Consider the following 16,659-nt stretch of genomic DNA (forward strand, 5'->3'; position numbering starts at 1 on the left):
CCGGTGAGCTCAGGGGGACGGTGCAGGCGCCGCGGCGGGTTCGGGCTCTTCCATCAGCGCCTTGGCGACGTGCTGGCGATAGCTTCCCGAGAAATGGAAAGCGTGCCCGGCCTTGAGGAAAGCAGCCACGACCGCCGGCGTATTCGGCAGCGCTACCCGAGCGGCGCGATCCTTGCTGCCGGCGAACGGGCCGGTTACCGCCAGGATCTCGTCGGTCAGGAAGGCCTTCAGCGTCTTTGGCCGCGCGGTGAACGAAACCACCAGGTGTGGGCGATCCACATAGATCGCCGCCCGGTCGTCCGGAGCGTCCGCATCGGTCGTCAGCTCGCCGCCGGCGCGCAGCACAGCGAGCGCGCCCTTCAGCGACGTCGTGCGGCCCTCCAGCGCATGGATGGCGTCCTGCTTGTTCTTGGGGATCAGCATGGCGCGGTGGCCGACGCCGTTCGTGTCGGTCCAGAGGACTGAGGAGCCCCATTTCTGATTGCGGGCGGCGATCACTGCCCGAACAAGATTGCCATCCAGGACCTTGCGACGTTCAGGGACATGGCCTGAGGGCGCCTTGTCGAAGCGAGCCAGGGCAACCGGATTCGGCGGCCCGCGCCAGGGCTGTACGAGGATCCCTGCCTCAGAGTGCACCCCTGCTGCAGAGATCACACGAGGCCGCTCGTCACCGGGGATCGCGTAGCGGATCGTCCACTGGCCCGGGTGAGCCACCTGGTCCTTGTCGTCCGGCGGCCGGACTTCCAGGACAAGCCCAGTCTCCAGGCCTTCCTCGCCGGGGATCTGGATCGAGCATCCCGGGCGCCATGACGCGATCAGCCCCTGCAGGTGGTTGAGCTTTGCATCCTGGTTCTGGACGGCATTGCCCTTCGGGTCCTTGAGAGCCTGCTCGACGTTGAGGTAGCGCTTGGAGAGCGCGGCGAACCGCAGCTTCGGGCGCAGCTTTTCGATCGCCTTTTTGTGGTCCGGGAAACGTTCGTTCGCCGCTTTCGGGGTCTTCTCCTCGGCCTCCTCGATCATGCGCATGATCTCTTCGGCCTTGAGAGGCTTCGCCTCACGCATGCGTTCGATGGTCGTAACCGTGACCGGCCGACCGAATACCTCGCCGTCCCGAGGGTCGCCCGGCTCGAAGATCTCGCGAGCGATGACCTTCCACTCGCCGTCGAGTTCGCGCGCACCACGCGGGTTTCGGCCGCGCGCTGCGAGATCCTGCGTCATGGCCACATGGGCCGCCACGACCTCGTCATAGAGCCGATCCTGCTCCTGGGAGGGCAGCAGGATCAGGCGGGAGAGGAACTTGTTGATGTGATAGAGCTCGGTCGCTGCCTTTTCGGGATCCGGCAGCTTCATCGCTATGAACATGCGCTCGGCCAGGCCCGGCCTGTCCTCGAGGAGGCGCTTGCACACTTCGTTGCCCACCTGGTCGATGATATCGGGTACGTCCATCGACGTCGCGTTTTCGGCACTGCCCGTCACGTTGGCGGACATCTGCGCCATTTTGTTGTTCTGGAGCGCGAGGTTGCGCGTCTCCATGGGCAGCCCGGTCGAGAGCGTCTCGAACGTCGGGGTCGAGACTTGGCCACGGCGGTTCACGCGCCCGAAGAACTGCATCCGCTCGACGACGTTTGATGCGATCTGAAGCTCGATCATCTTGCGCCGGCGGCGATCGCGAACCTTCTCGGAGGCGTGCAGCGACAGGCCGGTCGATGCCGCCCTGGTGATGACGAGGGCGTCCGAGCGTCCCGAGTTGAAGCCGGCGACCTGGGCGACCCGGTCCTGCTTGGGCAGCTGGACATACTCGGAGCCGATGACGCGGACCGAGCGCGCAGAGATTTCCTCTGCCTTCCAGCCCGTCCCAAGCCGCTCGCCCTCGCGCTCGATGGCGGCACGGATGTCGTCGATGGGTGAGAGCGAAAGATCGGGAAACGCCGCGATCATCTCCCGCACCTTCTCGCCCGCGGCGATCATGTCAGGATCTTCGATCGCGACGAGCTCCGGGTCCTTGTTCGGGACCTTCATCCGCAGGGTCAGGGTCCGATCGAGGAAAAGGCGCAAGGCATCCTTGAAGTCCGGCGGCCGGCTCTCGACCGGGAGCTCCTCGTCACTGCCTTCGAAGGCGACGTCATCGGCAGTCTCGTCCGCCCGAGTGTCCGATGCGAGCTCGCGCATGAGGCTCTCCATCGTGGACTCGACCACGACGACGGGCTTCTCTCCCCGGTTCAGGGCGGCGATACAACGCTCGATGTCGAGCTCGACCTTCAGAGCGGTCAGGAACTGGCGGACAATGGCAGCCAGACCGGATCCGAAGTTGGCGGCGTACCAGAACTCCTTCCGCCGCCGGCGGGCGTTCTCGTCCTCGTCCTTCCCGCCGTTGCGGTCGTCGGCCATGTTCGTCGCCTGGCGGCCTAGTCGGGCGATCTCACTCAGAATTGGCGAGAGCGCATCAGCATACGCTCGGTTGCGCTCGGTGCGCTTGGTGTCCTCGATGACCTCGATCTTGATGTCGGAGAGATCGTGCTCACGTCGCAAATAGGCGCCATCCTCAGCGAGCATCTGGGACAGAGCTTCCGAAATCGCCTGGCCGCCCGACGAGAGCACGGACATGAGGTCGGACGAGCGCATCGATGCTGGGAAAAGCCGGCGATAAGCAGCGAGGTTGCGCGGGTTCTTCGCGAAGGTCGCCGACGAGAATGTGACAGAATCCGCCTCATCCATCGCCGCGCCCAGGTTCTCCGAGGTGTTGGAGTCCCCGACCGCATTATGGCTCTCATCGCAAACCATGCGCGAGCCGCGGGCGACGCGCCGGAGGAAGTCGGCCTTGATCGAGCCAGCGCGGTTGAACTGGGAATAGGTCGCCATCACAAGCTTGGTGCCGCCCGGGAGTTCGCCGGCCTTGATGGCCTTCTGAACCACGGACGGATCCCAGGCAGGGTGAAGAACCTTGCGGTCTTCACCGCCGCCCTCGCTGATTTCGGCCTCGTTGTTGAGGATGAAGGGGCGACCGAACAGATCGAACGAGCCGATGTCGATGATGTCGCGGAAGAGATCGGAGAACAGGTTCTCCTTTTCTGTGATGAAGATCGCGACCGAGCCAGCGTGGACGATCGCGCGCAGCACGGCAGCCACGACGCGGCCTTTGCCGAGACCGGTGGCGTCGGCGATGACGAGCCCCTGCCCGCGGTCCATGGAGTCGAGCGCCATGGCGACGGCGTCGATCTGTTCGGGTGAAAGCGCCTTGGAGAGCTCGGCGATCGACCAGCCGCAGCGACGGGACACGAAGCTGTCGACCGGGCCGTTGCGGTCCTCGATCTGAGCGAGCGCGCGCCCCGTTGCCGCAGCGAGATTGGTCGGGATCGTTGCGATCGGCTTGCCGAGCTTCGAGGCTGGCTCGTATTTGATCTGGAAGCGGTTGACCTTAGCCGAGCCACCGACGGGCGCCAGCTTCACGAGGTCGAGAGGCGACTTCCCGGCGAACCGCTTCCTCGTCTCCTCGAACGGGAGCTGGACTGTCCGAAATTCCGGGAACGCAGCACGGATCTCGCCCAGCTTGAATTGCCCGCCGGGGCGTAGCCACGCCGGCGGATCTCCATCGACCTTCCGGAAGCCAACCGCGCCAAGCGCGTGGGCTGCCTTCTGATCGACGCCATGGCCTTCGATGACGACAGCACGATGGTGCGGCTCTTTCGAGCTGTCGAATTGGGCAACGAAGATGCGAGCATCCTCTACACCCGGATCGAGCCACTCCGTCGAAGCCATTCTGCTCACCACCTCGTTCGCCTGACGAAAAAGGGGCGGGCTGATGCCCGCCCCTTCCAGTTCTCGATTGTCCGGTCGATCAGAACGCCGGCGCCGGGGCGCCCGCCTCCTGGGTCTCGGGCTCCGGGGCCTGCTCGGCCTGGTCGGCCTGAGCAGCCGCTCGGCGCGCCGCGCGGCGGTTCTCGGCGTTGTCCTTGAACACCTTCGCGATGTCCTCGGGGGTGTTGGCGGTGATCAGCTCGTGGCGGCCGAGGCGCGGCTGGGAGCCGCTCAGCGAACGCACGCCGGTGCCGTACCACTTGCCGACGTCGTCGCCGTCGATCTTGCGCTGCATCGGCAGGTTCGACAGGACCCAGCCGTATTCGGTGCCCTCGTCGGTGTCGATGCGGAAGCGCTCCGCGTCGTCGATCTTGCGCTTCTGCTCGTCCGTCAGGACGGCGCCGTTCTGCTGGCGCGAGGCGACCTTGCCGCTCAGGGTCGAGTTGACACCGTAGTTGATGCGCGACTGCGGGACGGCCTCCCAGATCTGATCGGGGTTGCCCGAGAGGGCCTCCGCCAGCAGGTCCTTGGTGTTGCCCTCGGTCAGCATGCGCTCGGCGAACTTCTCGACCGTCTCGTAGGCCTCGGTCTCCCGATCCCAGCGACGGATGCCCTCGGCCGAGAAGGCCACGATCGCGCCGTCTTCACGGGCGATGCCGCGGATGTAGACCGAGACGTCGACGCCGCCGGCGCCACCGATCTCGACCGCGTTGCGGACGGCCTCGACGAACGAGTCGTGGTCGTTGAAGAGCTTGCCGTCGGCCGGGTGGCTGATCACGGCCGCCTGGACCATGCGCGGCTCCTTGCCGTCACGCTTCACCTCGCGCTCCGGACGAACGCTCATCGGGAGGTTGAGGTAGATGTACATGGTCTCGGGATTGAACGTGCCGAGCTTGCCGAACGGGCGATCGACATACTCCGCCTCGATCATGGTGCCGCGGATCTTGCAGCGATCGAAGGCGACGTACTGACCTTCCTTCAGCGCCTCGTTGTTGTTCTTGCCCTTGGCGATCTCGTAGACGCCGTGCTTGATGTTGGCTTCCTGCTTGCCGGGCTTGTCGGCCGAAACCTTGACCTGCACGACGGTGGTCGGCATGCCGTGCTCGTCGTAGTTGGCGACGAGGTCGTCGACCGAATTGACCAGGAGGCCGGTCAGCACGTCCTTGTCGGGGGTGCGGCCAGCCTTGTTGGCGAGCTCGGCGCCCTGGAAGAGGACGAGGACGTTCGGATACCCGTTGCCGGCGCCGCGGCCACCGGACTTGGACTGCTTGAGTGCAGCGAGCGACATGAATCTCTCCTAACGAACCCCTGGCGTTTTCGAATGGCTCAGGGTTGCAGATGGTTGGGTTCGCCAGCCGCCCTTCAGCGGCTAGAGCAAGGATCGAGTCGATCAATCCTTGCATGGAGAGAGGTTCCGGTGGATCGATGAAAGTCACCAGAGGCCGGTCAAGCGATTTTTCGCGACGGGAAGGATTATTTCAGCCTGCGGCGTGCTTCTGGCGTCAAATCGCAAGGAATAACAATGGCGATTCCTGCGGATCTCGAAGGATTATTTTTCGGAGCGACCTGGGACTTCGCGTTAGATGCCCGGCCCGAGATGCATCTCGGGATCATCCATGGCGTCCACCAATTCTACCGCTTCCGGTGAGAGCGGCACGCGCGACGGGAATGCCTTGGCCATCCCGGTGACGTAGCCCCCGAGTGTCGCTTTGGTGAGCGGTTCTCGGGCGAAGATCTTCGATCCGAGACGATGGAACCCATCCTCGATCTGGAAGTCTCCGTCAGCGCTCGTGACCTCGATGTCGATTGGCCAATCGCTTGGGTGGACCACGAAGAAGGCGATCCGCTGCGCATCCCACCCTGCGGGCTTGCGGTCTCGGAGGCCCATCGGAACGAACTCGGTTGCGAACATTCCTGCTTCGATGCACCGGGCGACTTCTTCGCGCGTGACCTGCCCCCTGCCCCAGATATCGTCCTCAAACGGATTGTTCAGATGGGCTATCTCGCCAGTGGCGATCAAGAAGGTCGGGTTCCCAGTCTCGAAGCCCGGGGTCAATCCAAGCTCGTCCCAGAAGCGGACGGGCGTCAGCATGTCATCAATGTCGTGACTGAAGACCTCGCGGACCTTCGCCTTGAAGGAGAGCCAGCTTTCGGCCCCAATGCTTCGTCCATGCCCCATGAGCCGGCGCGGCTCTTCCGGCGAGTAGACCTCGAAGCCCATCTTGCCATAGCGCGCGACGGTCTCGCCGTTCTGGTGAACCCAGACGGTCGCCTGATCGCTTTCCGAGGCGATGATGGGGTTGTTCGGCAACGGCTTTTCCCGAGGGCTGTGCTCTCCGCTTTGATACGTGTCAGCGATGCAAGCCGCTAGCGGTGTCGCCGAGCTCGTCCCGGCCAAATTATCCGCCCCAAATTGTGAAATCGGGGCCGCAGCCGCTTGAACGGAATTCGCCGCCAGCGCATTCTGTCGTCAGGGAGCTGGAGAACGTGTTCTGACGCCGAATGCAGGACGACCGACAAGGATGTCGCCGCATCGAAATCCGAGCGCAGGCCTTCGAACCCTTCGGACGAAGGGGCGATCATGACGATCCAATCACCGGATCTGGTGCGGCACGCGATCGAGCTGGCGACGGACGTCTTTGTGAACCAGGATTTCAGACCGTTCCGCGCCGCTTTTGTCGTTCAGCTCGGTGAGAATTATGCCGTGCTTCCGCTGCTCGACAGCGTCGATCCCGATACGATGCGTAACGCGGCGCAGGAGTTCATCTCCGATCACTCGGGAAGCACCTTTGTGATCGCTCTTAGTTCGCCCGCCGAGGGAAAGGCCCAGCGCCTGCATCTCACCTATGTCGATGAAAAGGGCGACCAGCTGCATATCGAAGCCCCGGTGATCGACCAGGGTGAGCGTGGACTCGGCCCGCTTGAGATGGTCGATGTCCCTTGCGATGAGATCGGCTTCCTGCTGACCCCTGCCCCTCAGGTTCGTCCACTCTAGGCCGCGGCCTTCCGGGCTACCGCCTCGCGGAGCAGGTCCCTGACCATAGCACGGACGCTCGGAGGCGTATTGTCTCGCTCGAACTTCTGTTCGATCTCTTCCAGCATGATGCCGCCGTCGGCGCTCGCCGAGGTATCGACGGCGTCCTCTGCCTGCAGGAGCGTGACGAAAGCCGAGGAGATGTTCTCGTCGCGCGGGCTCGGCTTCGTCGGATCGACCAGGCGGCCGGTCAGATCGAAGACGTCGCTCTCGAACGGGAGCTCCACGGGCTCGAAACGAGAATTTCGATCAAGAGTCCAGGCGCACGGGACGTGATCGATGACATCGATGCTGAGGCGATTGATGTTGCCGGGGTTCAGCCAGGTCGTGGCGCCGGCGACGACATGCTTCTTGCGTGTGTGCACATGGCCATTAACGACGAGCTTGCACCCTTCAATCGGGAACGGATTGACCGCACCCGGATAGGTCTCCTCGAAAGCGATGTCGTGATGGGTCACCCATAGGACAGCGTTGACCCCGCTGAAGACGCCAGTGACGTCCGTCGGGATCTCCTGGCCGTACGGGGTCATGCCGAGGCCGAGCTTGACACCGCCGAGGTCGAAAACGCAGACCGGCCCGGAGGCCGCGACAGCATCCAAGGTGTCGTTGACAGCGAGGAAGGCCAAGCTATCGCCGTCGGACAGCCTGCTGTTGGCAATGTCGTGGTTCCCGACATTCGCGATCGGCGGGATCTTGAGAGCTTTCAGGATTCTGGAGACGCGGGTTTTCAGCGCCTCATCCTTCTCGAAGGGGTCATCGAAGAGGTCGCCGAGCAGGATCATGGCGAGCCCGCGCTGATTGGCGATTTCCACGCAGTGTTCAAGCTTGCGTAGGACCGGGTCGGGCCAGGTCGGATCCTTCCGGCGCCCAGGGCGCGAAGAGGTGATGTGCGGATCGCCGACGAACATCAAGCCTTCGACCTGAACCGGATCCTGGTAGAGCAAATGGCCGGCTACAATCACGCCGCAACTCCATGGATGTGATCGAGCAGCGCTTCCGCGGTGACCTCGCAGCCGCAGGTCGGGCACCGATTGCCAAGGGTGGCAGAGAGCGCCTCCATCTGGCGGCGGATATCCGCCTCCTCCGAAGCGATCGCCGCGGCCTGTTGCTCGGCATCAGTCAGCCGCTTCCGCGCCGCATCGATGGCATGGGAAACACGTTCGTGCGTGGGCTCCTGCGCCAGTTCGGGCATCGCGGGAAGCTCTGCCAACGCAGCATCGCGGGCGTCGATCAATGACAGCTCGTCGAGAAGTCCAGCAATCTTGCGTGCCAGTTGCATCTGTCGATCGATCGGCTCGAAAGCCGGTTGCTCTGGGATGTGGTCGAGCACGTTGGATTCGCGCGTCGCCTTTGCGATGATCCCCGAAGCGCGCTCGATAATCGTGGCAAGACGGTCGAGTTCAGTTACCCGCGCTTGCCGTTCAGTGATCCCGTCCAGATCTGCCGACGCCGGAAGCCCCCGCAATGCCACTCCGGTGGCCTCCAGACGGGTTTGAGCGCTCCGGAGGTGAGTGAGCTTAGTCACAACCTCCTCGACCGCGCTGAGCCTTCCCTCGCCGTCAGCGATCTCCGTGGCCAGTCCGCGCAGGATTTCGATATCAGCCTTGATCGCTCCCAGGACCTCCAGAGCCTTGAGAATGTCGAGCACACGCCCGAGCTCTCGCTCGCCATCGCGTACCACCTGTTGGTCGCGCTGGCTGCGTTCCTTGTGCACCGCCAGCATGAGGCGGGCATAATCAGATTCCTGGCCGATCGAGAGGACGCTGGCTCGCCGCGACGGTGACTCGCCGAGAAGGAAGACAGGGGTCTTCTGGTGGGAGATCTGGACGTCCAGGTTCTCGATGCGCTGGACCGGGAAGATCCTGGAGAGCCAGCCCGGCGCTTCACGGCCGCCGGTCTCATGATGAACGCCCGCTTCCTCCACAACGGATCCGTCCTCTTCGAGGAGCGTCCAGAGATTGATGGGGTTGCGCCGCGGCTGGCGCGTGAAGCGCAGCGTGCGCCGGCCGGCCAGTCCGATCTCGATGGTGGCGAGCTGGCTGTCATGCCGAACGAGGCTGTCGCTCGTCTCGCCCATGAACACGGCCCGCAAAGCCCGTATGAAAACAGACTTCCCGAGGTTGTTGTTTCCGTTGATGAAGTTGACACCAGGGCAAAGATGAAGCGTGGCGTCGGCATATGCCTGGACGTTGATGAGGCGGATCCAGCGAATGCCCGGCTGATGATCCTCCCATATCGGGAGAGGCTCCTCGCAATGGACGCTGGACTCGCTTTTCGGAACACCGACAATGCGAGAGATGCGGGCGCCAGACGGATCGAATTTCTGGAGATCGTGATGCGAGACCGCCAGGCACTGGAGCCCGAGGCGGGTCGCCGCATCCTGGAGGACGCGGAAAAAGCTCGGAACTCGTTCCGGGGCTACCCAGCAGTCAGGTTCGTCCAGCGCGACGAAGCGGGCGAGCCCCGACTTCATCACCGCGATAAGGCGCAATCCCATGACGACAACATTGGTAAGTGCGCCGCCCTGATCGTTGAGGACGTCTTCGAGCTTGCCGGAAGGGTGCCTCGAGGAGATGTCGAGCGCCGGCATGCCGCGCTCGGTTGAAAGCGTCAGGGCAATCGGCTTCTCATCCGGAAGGACTTCGGTGACAAGGGCCGAGAGGAGCGTCTCAAACGAACCGATGCGCCGGCGGCCGGCCTCGGACTGGATCTCGTCGATGAACTGCTCGACCTCACGCTTGATCAACAGCCGGCCTTTGGCGGCGCCGACATCACGCGTCAGCTCGTCCCGGCGCTGGGCAAGGGTCTCCTGTCGCCCCTCAAGGCGAGCATGGCGCTCACCGGCGCGGGCAAGCCGGGTCGCCCGGTCGGACATCATGCGGGCTGGTTTTCCAAGGCGGCGAGATTGGTTTCGGCCGCCGCGATCGCCTCGCCGAAGCTCTGGAGCTTGAGGGCGTTATCGGCGCGGATGTCGTCAGCCATCTTCACCAGCGCAGCGACATCGGCCGTGCCGAATTGCTCGATGGCGGATTTCTCGGCCTCGGCGAGCTCGCTTTCGGCGCGCTCCTTATCAGCCTGGTTTCGGATGGCGCGCGTGCGGAGTGCATCGTGACGCTTCTTCAGGTCATCGAGCTGCCGCACTGCTTCGCTGCGTTGGGTGGTCATTTGGAATCGTCCTCGATCTACCGGACAACAATGGCGCTCGCCGGCCGACAGTCGCAAGGACGAGGACCATCGAAACGGGGGATGAGCATTCAAGAGCGCGTTGTTGCTTTCAGGGATGAGCCTCACGATTGATGCATCGAATCGTGATCAAGGCGTCTCCCCATGAAGAACAGCAGGTTCATCGTTTTCAACGCGGACTGCGGCTGGATCCAGGGCGATATCGCCGCGGCGCGGCCGGAAGAAGCCGTCACCCGCATGGAGGCGCAGCTTTCTGAGCCGACCGACAACGCCGAGTGGCAGGTCTTCATCGCTCCCGCCGATCTGCCGTTCTCCTATTCGGCCGTCGACGCCGAGCTGGTTCAACTCCTGCGTCAGTCGAGCCCGGTCGCCACCGTCCCCAATTCGCTGCTGACCGAACGTTCCTACGCGCTCGCGAGCTGATCTCTCGGCTGCGCCATGACCATGACGCTCGCAGAGTGGCGCGGCGCAATTCGACCGATCGCGGACCATATCGCGGCCGAATTGCTCACCGCAGCCGACTGCGGCCCCTTCGATGGCGGCTGCCTCGCCTTCGCGCTTGCCCTCCAGGACGTCATTGGCGGCGACCTTGTCGTCTTGGCGCGCGCGAACGGTATCGCCGATCACGCAGCTGTACTCCAAGGCGACCGGTTCTGGGATTACGCCGGGCCGCGGGCCCGCTTGCCGTTCATCCGCCGTTTTGCCTCCGCCGAAATGCGAGGGAATTGGCGCGGCGTCGATATCCGCCCTTTCCGTGAAGGCGACCTTCGCGATGCACCGGATGATCCCGAGCTGGTCGAGCGGTTGGCGTCACTGCTGAAGAGCGCGTTGCCAGAATATCTGCCCACACACTCGCTTTCGCTTCGCGCGTAGGAACGGGAAGCCGGCAGCGCCGTTGAATCGGCGTTGTGGAGCAGCGTCGTGCGTAAGCGTTCCATCCTGCGATCCGGCCCAGGCGGCGATGTCTCGCGCTCCCGCGTCGTGGCGCGCGCGCCCGGGCCGGATTTGCTCGATGATCCCTTCCCTGCTCCGATTTCCGCCTGCCTGGCGAAGACCGCCCTGCAGCCGCCCTCCGGCCCCGACTGGCTATTCGAGGTCAAGTGGGATGGGTACCGGCTCTTTATCGAGCGACACCCGGATGGTCGGCTCGTACTCAGAACCCGCGGCGGATACGACTGGACTGACCGATTCCCCGGAATTCTCGCGGCCGCCGGTAACGTTCCCGCTGAGACCTTCATCATGGACGGAGAAGCCGTCGTCCTGAACGATCATGGGGTCTCGGATTTCGCGGCGCTGCAGAGCGCTGCCCGCCGGCGCTCAAGTGGAGAGGTGCTCTTCTACGGCTTCGATCTGCTCTATCGCGACGGCATGGATCTGCGTCGTCTCCCTCTTGTGGAGCGGCGTGCGGCACTTGCGGACATTATCGGGGAAGATCCTCATCTCCGGATGAGCGAAACCGTCGAGGCCGATGGCGCCGCGTTTCTGGCTGCTGCCTGCGAAATGAAGTTGGAGGGCATCATCGCGAAGCGTGCCCGGTCCCCCTATCGCTCGGGGCGCGGCGGTGACTGGCGGAAGATCAAATGCTTCCAGACCGCCAACTTCCTCGTGATCGGGTACAAGTCGTCCCGATCGTCGTTGGGCGGCCTGGCGCGTCTCTATCTCGCCGCACGCGAAGGGGATGAGGTGCGCTATGTCGGCACCGTCGGAACCGGATTCTCTGAGCGGTCGGCCGGCGCGATCCTTCAGCGCTTGCGGCCGCTGAGGCAGTCAGAGGCGGTCACTCAAGTCGAGAGTGGAAAGGCGACATGGGTTAGGCCGGAAGTGATCGCCGAAATCTCGTTCCTGGGCATGACGGGTGAAGGAGGAAAGCTCCGGCATGCCTCGTTTAAGCGGCTGTTGGAGGCTGGGCGCGGAGAGGCCGATATCGCCGATCTCTCCGCGTAAGGATCAGGGTGTCGGAGCCTGAAGCTCAGCTTCGGGGGCAGGCTCGCCGTCCTTGAAGCCGGCGCGATACGCCCAGCCCACCATGTCGTAGACTTTGTCGAAGCCGTGCCCGGTCTTCTCCGAGACACACCAGTCTTTCAGCGAATCCGCCGGGATTGTGATCGGGTTCGAGTTGGTGATGGTGTATCCGGAGCCCCAGACGAAATCATGAAGGCCGAGCTGGCCGGCAACCGATCTCGTCTTTCCGCTGTCGCGAATGGTCGCCGGCTCGATGATGAGCGGAAGGCTCCAGTCTCGTTCGATGAACTGCTTGAGCGGAACGGAGATCGTGAGCGACGGCACGCCGCCATAGGAGCTCTCGCCGAGAATGAGGAACAGATCTTCCTTCGAAACCAGCTCCGGCTTATCCGGGTCGGTCGCCCAGGTCGCGTCACGCCAGGAGGCGGCACGGGCCTCCTCTTCCGCGCGCCGGTAATCGGCCCAGCTTTCATCGAAGCTGGCCTGGGTCAGATCGATCCCCTTGTCCTCTCGGACAAAGTTGACGAAGGCGTCGCGGTCCATGTTGGCCATGACGAAGAGCGGAATGAGCCGCTCATCCAGGATGACGGTCTCCACGCTGCAGACGCGATCGATGGCCTTGATCATCACGTCTTCGGGCGACAACCCATTCATCCCGGGGACGTAGGTGAGCCGGACGTGATCGTTCTCGCCGATCGCGTCGAGCGGGGTTGAAGTATCCTTCGCGGCGAGCTCCTCTTCCAGGACCTCATCCATCCGGGCCCAGATCGCATCGCGGATGGACGAGGACTTCTCGCGACGAACACCACGCAAGCCATCGACCAGGCCGTCGACGAGTTCCTCGATCGTCGAGTCGCCCCGCGCTTCTGCCGCGGCATGGTCGACGGCGCTCGGATGCTCGCAGCTTGCGCGAATGTGATCCTCAACGGCGTCACGGCCGCCGAGGATGAAGGCCTGGGCGCACTTCTCCAGCCAGTCGTTGGAGGGATCGCCGTCGTTGTCGAACACGTCACGTGCATATTTGTCGACGGTCCGGCCGATCAGCTCTCGAACCGCCTCGTTGTCGAGCGCCTGGCCGACCGCCGCGCTAAGGCTCGCGCCCTTGCGGATATCGATCTCGGTTTCGATGTCGCCGGTGGTCAGCTGGAACGGCATGGTGATCTCCTTGTGAGACGACCATCCTTCGAGACCATGCATGGAACAATGGACTCGTTGCGCGTGCCTGAAGGATCGATGGACGCGAACCTTCGTCGAGGCGACCATAGGGCTCGCAGCAATGGAGTCGCTCGCCATGTCCGAGAGTTCGATCGAGCCGCGCGTGAAACACGGGCCGAGCATCGGGACATTCTACGAAAAGCCGATCCCGGAGTGGATCGAGGCCGACACGGTGCGCTACGATTTCGACCGCGTCGCTATCATCGACCGAGATGGCACGATGGATATGGACCAGATCGCCCACGGCGAGACCGTCATCGCACCGGGGCTGATCTACGTCCGGCAGGTCCCTGCGCCGGCGGCGACGTAGAGGAGACAAGAAGGATGGTCGACGGTGTCGAGATCACCTGGATCGGAGGCAACTGCCCGGTCCAGTCCGAAGGAACGGTCGACGGGCTGCCCTACTATTTCAGGGCGCGCGGCATGCATTGGGCTCTGGAAATCGAGGAAGCGCCCGGTTCAACCTGGCGTCACGAAGAGCCCTATGGGACTGGCCCCTTCGACGCCGGATGGATGCCCGAGGAAGAAGCGCTCAGTTTCATCGAGAAGGCCGTCGGTCTGTTTCGTAGTCGTGGCTCCGGGGCGGCCCCGAGCGGTGCCGACGCGGAGCAGTAAGGCCGCGCCGGCTTCGGCAATTACATTCCGGGACGCATCTCGTTCTGACGACGGACGATGGTGCGCGCCTCCTTGACGAAGGCAGAGAGCATCCGGGGCGACGACGGGTAGCTGCCCTGCGGAACCGGCAGGCGCCCTTCGTACTGGCGCAGCTCGTTCAGCTTCTCGACGAATGCGTGCGTGCTGTTGACGCCGAATTCGGGCGAGAGATGCTCCGGCCACTCCGCGCCCCGCAGCTGCCCGTATGGCGGCGCCCGGAAGATTTCCGGACGCTGCCGGAAGCGGGTGCGGTCCGGATCTGCAAGCGGACGATCGGGCAGCTGTTTCGCCTCGGGAGGAACAGGCGTCGACGTCGGGGCAGCCACCGTTGCCAGTTCCACCGGCGCCTTTGGCATCCTGCAGATGCGATACGCGATCGCCGTGTTCAGAAGATCGAGGATCTCGCGGACCGCGCCCGGCGTGAGGTCAGAGCCGACGCCGGTCTTCGTGCGCAGTTCGCGCGAAAGCTTCGAGTGCAGATCGTCCTCGGCATGGGGCTTGCCGTTCACCTGCTCGGAGGCAGCGACCCGCATGGCTTCCAGGAACACGTCCGCAGAATAGCCGGTCTGCTCTTCCAGCCGATCGACTCGGCTGACCAGATGGATTCGATGTTCGGCCAGATCATCGATCATCTCCAGGCCGAGCGCGGTATGCTTCTCGTCTCGCAGCAACGCGATATGCATATCGACGGCCATATCGAAATGTTCGAGGCCATTCATGCGGTGCCAATAGGCCGTGTTCACCAGATCCGCGACGAGGCGGAAAGCATTCTTGCCTGCTTCGCTCAGCCCGTCGAAACCGAAGCTCTTGCCATCCAGGCTGTTGCTCGCGAAGAGCATGCCGGCGTTGCGAATGAAGAGCAGCTCATTCGGCTCGCGATGATATCGGCCGCCGATGCCGTCGAAAAGGGACTTCTTCCACTCACGGGCGCGCGTCAGCTCGCCGTCGCGGCCGACCGCTTGAGGGGTAAGAAGAACGGTGAGATTTCCGCGGCTCGACAGCTCCGCCGTTGCGAGGAGGCGGCGCGACGGCAGGCGATCGATCTCGCGAACCTTCATCACCACCGGGTCGGCATGCCGGCGATAATCTGCCAGGTAGCGGTCGGCGTTGCGCTTCTCGCCGAAGAGCGAGTTCTCACAGTCGACAATGGTCAGGGCCAGCCTGTCGGCATAGATTTCGTCCGGGCCGCCGACCAGCGCCTCGATCGCCTTATCGGCATCGTTGAGCATGACACGGAGGTTCTCGTGCTCGTTGATGCCGCGGCAGCGGGTCTGACCATCAATTTTCTGGTCGGGGGCTTTCCAAACCTGGCGCATAGGTCGTCCTGCAAAATTGGATCTCCCAATTTTGCTAAGAGCGCCCGATGAAAGGCACAAAGACCGAGGGCTCGCGCCGCTAGAGCCGCAAGAACGATGCGACCGCCTCTTCCTCAGCCTCGGGAGCGGTCAAGCCCGCTTCTTCAAGGATGCGAGCAAGCTCGTCTGGATGATCAACTTCAAGCAGCAGCATGGCTGCGTTCGCGCCAATCTCCCCGCCCGCGTAGGCAGTGGCTGGGTCGGCGATGATCGATTCGAAATCAAGGACCATGTGACGCACTCGTGGACGTGCGCCACATTACTTCGATCACGCGCTCGCGTGAATGCCTATCGACGGAAGGCCGGCCCAGGTACGTCCTCTTCGGCCAGCATATCATCGGCCACCACGCGCGCGGCCCGGGCCATTCTCACGGCGTCGAAGCGGGGCCCTCCCACATTCCCGAGTTCCTGCGCATAGGCCACGGATGCCTCCAGCAAGCTTGTCGAGATCACTGCCATGACGCGGGCGGGCGACTTGCCGTCAGATCCCGTTGCAATCGCGTAGCGAACGGTTGCTGCCTCGATGTCGTGAGCGAGCTGCGCCAAAGCGGCCTCCTCGGCCGCATCGCAGCCCACTGCGAGATGCGCATACGGGCTCGGCTGCGCCGGCACGCGCCGCGGATGCGGTCGTGCTGGACCTGACACGAGGCGAAGATGGCCCCTGGTCCGAGTTCTTGACGCCTTGCCAGATACCGGCTTCATCGTCTCTCCTTCGCGAACCCAGCGCGCCGGACGGAGGAATGGTGTAAGGAATGTATCGGCATTCCTTGAAATCCGGAAATGCGAGTGGGATCGGCGAAGCCATTCGTTTCGTCGCTAGTCGGGGCGGCCGGAATTGACTCCTGCGGCTCCTGGCTGCTGAGACGTTCTCTGAGCCCCAAGTTGGTGCGCTCGGCCAGAGTCGAACTGGCAAAAATCCGCTCCTGAAGCGGGCGCGTCTACCATTTTCGCCACGAGCGCATTGGTGGTGCGGGCAGCAGGACTCGAACCTGCACGGCTTGAAGCCACCAGATTTTGAATCCGGCGCGTTCTACCAGTTTCGCCATGCCCGCGAAGAGGAGAAAGAAGGTGGTACGGACGGGGAGGCTCGAACTCCCAGGGATCTTTCGATCGCGCGCCCTCAACGCGCTGCGTCTACCGGTTTCGCCACGTCCGCATTTGCACCTCAGCGAGCCCGCAGCTCGCCGGTCATCGTTGGCGGACAGGGCGAGATTTGAACTCGCGGAGGAGCCTATTCAGCCCCTCGGTGGGGTTCGAAGCCACCGCCTTCAGCCACTCAGCCACCTGTCCGTACCTTCTCTCCGCCCGCCTGGTGGGAGCCAATGGCTCGACCGTGTCAAGCGACACGAGGAATTGACCCCTTTGCCGACATCAGGAATTGACCCCCTTCACTGGCTCGACGTTTCGTTGGGCTCAAGCGCCGCTCCGGCCTTCTGCAGAAGGCCGGAGCGGCGCTTTTCG

The 16,659-nt window shown here is 63.6% G+C and carries 16 protein-coding genes, 4 tRNA genes and 1 pseudogene; 6 read left to right on the forward strand and 15 right to left on the reverse strand.

Annotated features, from left to right (window positions below; all coding sequences use genetic code 11):
* Positions 1–9: 9 nt before the first annotated feature.
* From ACODTJ_RS25275 to ACODTJ_RS25285, 3 genes are all read right to left on the reverse strand, one after another.
* Positions 10–3,756, reverse strand: a complete 3,747-nt coding sequence (locus ACODTJ_RS25275) for a strawberry notch C-terminal domain-containing protein (RefSeq protein ID WP_488850635.1) — start codon at positions 3,754–3,756, stop codon at positions 10–12.
* A gap of 79 nt (positions 3,757–3,835) precedes the next feature.
* The gene (locus ACODTJ_RS25280; RefSeq protein ID WP_488850637.1) at positions 3,836–5,083 is read right to left on the reverse strand and encodes a hypothetical protein; all 1,248 of its coding nucleotides are present in this window, start codon (positions 5,081–5,083) and stop codon (positions 3,836–3,838) included.
* 291 nt (positions 5,084–5,374) lie between these two features.
* Positions 5,375–6,193: a hypothetical protein gene (locus ACODTJ_RS25285; RefSeq protein WP_488850639.1), complete on the reverse strand. Its 819-nt coding sequence runs from the start codon at positions 6,191–6,193 to the stop codon at positions 5,375–5,377.
* Positions 6,194–6,376: 183 nt separating this feature from the next.
* On the opposite strand from ACODTJ_RS25285, the gene ACODTJ_RS25290 reads away from it, so the two are divergent.
* Positions 6,377–6,790, forward strand: a complete 414-nt coding sequence (locus tag ACODTJ_RS25290) for a hypothetical protein (RefSeq protein ID WP_488850640.1) — start codon at positions 6,377–6,379, stop codon at positions 6,788–6,790.
* On the opposite strand, the gene ACODTJ_RS25295 is transcribed toward ACODTJ_RS25290, so the two are convergent.
* Genes ACODTJ_RS25295 through ACODTJ_RS25305 form a run of 3 tightly spaced genes read right to left on the reverse strand, consistent with a single transcriptional unit; the run spans position 6,787 to position 9,994 of the window.
* Entirely contained in the window at positions 6,787–7,857 is a 1,071-nt protein-coding gene (locus ACODTJ_RS25295) for a metallophosphoesterase (RefSeq protein WP_488850642.1), read from the reverse strand. The genes ACODTJ_RS25290 and ACODTJ_RS25295 overlap by 4 nt on opposite strands.
* A complete protein-coding gene (locus tag ACODTJ_RS25300; protein WP_488850644.1) occupies positions 7,788–9,707 on the reverse strand; it encodes an AAA family ATPase in 1,920 nt (639 codons plus the stop codon). Before ACODTJ_RS25300 ends, ACODTJ_RS25295 begins: the two co-directional genes overlap by 70 nt.
* A complete protein-coding gene (locus tag ACODTJ_RS25305; protein ID WP_488850646.1) occupies positions 9,704–9,994 on the reverse strand; it encodes a hypothetical protein in 291 nt (96 codons plus the stop codon). The genes ACODTJ_RS25300 and ACODTJ_RS25305 overlap by 4 nt, the downstream gene beginning before the upstream one ends.
* Before the next feature lie 162 nt (positions 9,995–10,156).
* Between ACODTJ_RS25305 and ACODTJ_RS25310 the strand changes: the two genes are divergently transcribed.
* The 3 genes from ACODTJ_RS25310 to ligD are packed head-to-tail and all read left to right on the forward strand — an operon-like array spanning position 10,157 to position 11,956.
* On the forward strand, positions 10,157–10,435 hold the full coding sequence (locus ACODTJ_RS25310) for a hypothetical protein (protein WP_488850648.1): 279 nt from the start codon (positions 10,157–10,159) through the stop codon (positions 10,433–10,435).
* A 15-nt stretch (positions 10,436–10,450) separates the two neighbouring features.
* A complete protein-coding gene (locus ACODTJ_RS25315) occupies positions 10,451–10,885 on the forward strand; it encodes a hypothetical protein (RefSeq protein WP_488850650.1) in 435 nt (144 codons plus the stop codon).
* A gap of 48 nt (positions 10,886–10,933) precedes the next feature.
* On the forward strand, positions 10,934–11,956 hold the full coding sequence (gene ligD, locus ACODTJ_RS25320) for a non-homologous end-joining DNA ligase (protein WP_488850652.1): 1,023 nt from the start codon (positions 10,934–10,936) through the stop codon (positions 11,954–11,956).
* 3 nt (positions 11,957–11,959) lie between these two features.
* Here ligD and ACODTJ_RS25325 read toward each other — a convergent pair whose 3' ends face one another.
* Positions 11,960–13,129, reverse strand: coding sequence for a hypothetical protein (locus ACODTJ_RS25325; protein WP_488850654.1), 1,170 nt, complete (start codon positions 13,127–13,129; stop codon positions 11,960–11,962).
* A 136-nt stretch (positions 13,130–13,265) separates the two neighbouring features.
* Here ACODTJ_RS25325 and ACODTJ_RS25330 point away from each other — a divergent pair, with 136 nt between their 5' ends.
* Positions 13,266–13,499: a hypothetical protein gene (locus ACODTJ_RS25330; RefSeq protein ID WP_488850655.1), complete on the forward strand. Its 234-nt coding sequence runs from the start codon at positions 13,266–13,268 to the stop codon at positions 13,497–13,499.
* 14 nt (positions 13,500–13,513) lie between these two features.
* A complete protein-coding gene (locus ACODTJ_RS25335) occupies positions 13,514–13,804 on the forward strand; it encodes a hypothetical protein (RefSeq protein WP_488850657.1) in 291 nt (96 codons plus the stop codon).
* A gap of 20 nt (positions 13,805–13,824) precedes the next feature.
* On the opposite strand, the gene ACODTJ_RS25340 is transcribed toward ACODTJ_RS25335, so the two are convergent.
* The 8 genes and pseudogenes from ACODTJ_RS25340 to ACODTJ_RS25375 all read right to left on the reverse strand — a co-directional run.
* Positions 13,825–15,159: a hypothetical protein gene (locus tag ACODTJ_RS25340; protein WP_488850659.1), complete on the reverse strand. Its 1,335-nt coding sequence runs from the start codon at positions 15,157–15,159 to the stop codon at positions 13,825–13,827.
* A gap of 79 nt (positions 15,160–15,238) precedes the next feature.
* Positions 15,239–15,430 carry a hypothetical protein gene (locus ACODTJ_RS25345; RefSeq protein WP_488850661.1) on the reverse strand — a complete coding sequence of 64 codons (192 nt, stop codon included), beginning with the start codon at positions 15,428–15,430 and terminating at the stop codon, positions 15,239–15,241.
* A 56-nt stretch (positions 15,431–15,486) separates the two neighbouring features.
* On the reverse strand, positions 15,487–15,744 hold the full coding sequence (locus ACODTJ_RS25350; protein WP_488850663.1) for a hypothetical protein: 258 nt from the start codon (positions 15,742–15,744) through the stop codon (positions 15,487–15,489).
* Between the two features lie 337 nt (positions 15,745–16,081).
* Positions 16,082–16,158: transfer RNA gene (locus ACODTJ_RS25355), tRNA-Leu, on the reverse strand.
* A 5-nt stretch (positions 16,159–16,163) separates the two neighbouring features.
* A tRNA-Leu gene (locus ACODTJ_RS25360) sits at positions 16,164–16,250 on the reverse strand.
* Positions 16,251–16,267: 17 nt separating this feature from the next.
* A tRNA-Leu gene (locus ACODTJ_RS25365) sits at positions 16,268–16,354 on the reverse strand.
* Between the two features lie 39 nt (positions 16,355–16,393).
* Positions 16,394–16,488 (reverse strand) — tRNA-Ser (locus ACODTJ_RS25370).
* 98 nt (positions 16,489–16,586) lie between these two features.
* A pseudogene (locus ACODTJ_RS25375) lies at positions 16,587–16,659 on the reverse strand (ATP-binding protein); the annotation flags it as partial.

The organism is Allobosea sp. FG18, assembly GCF_057809495.1.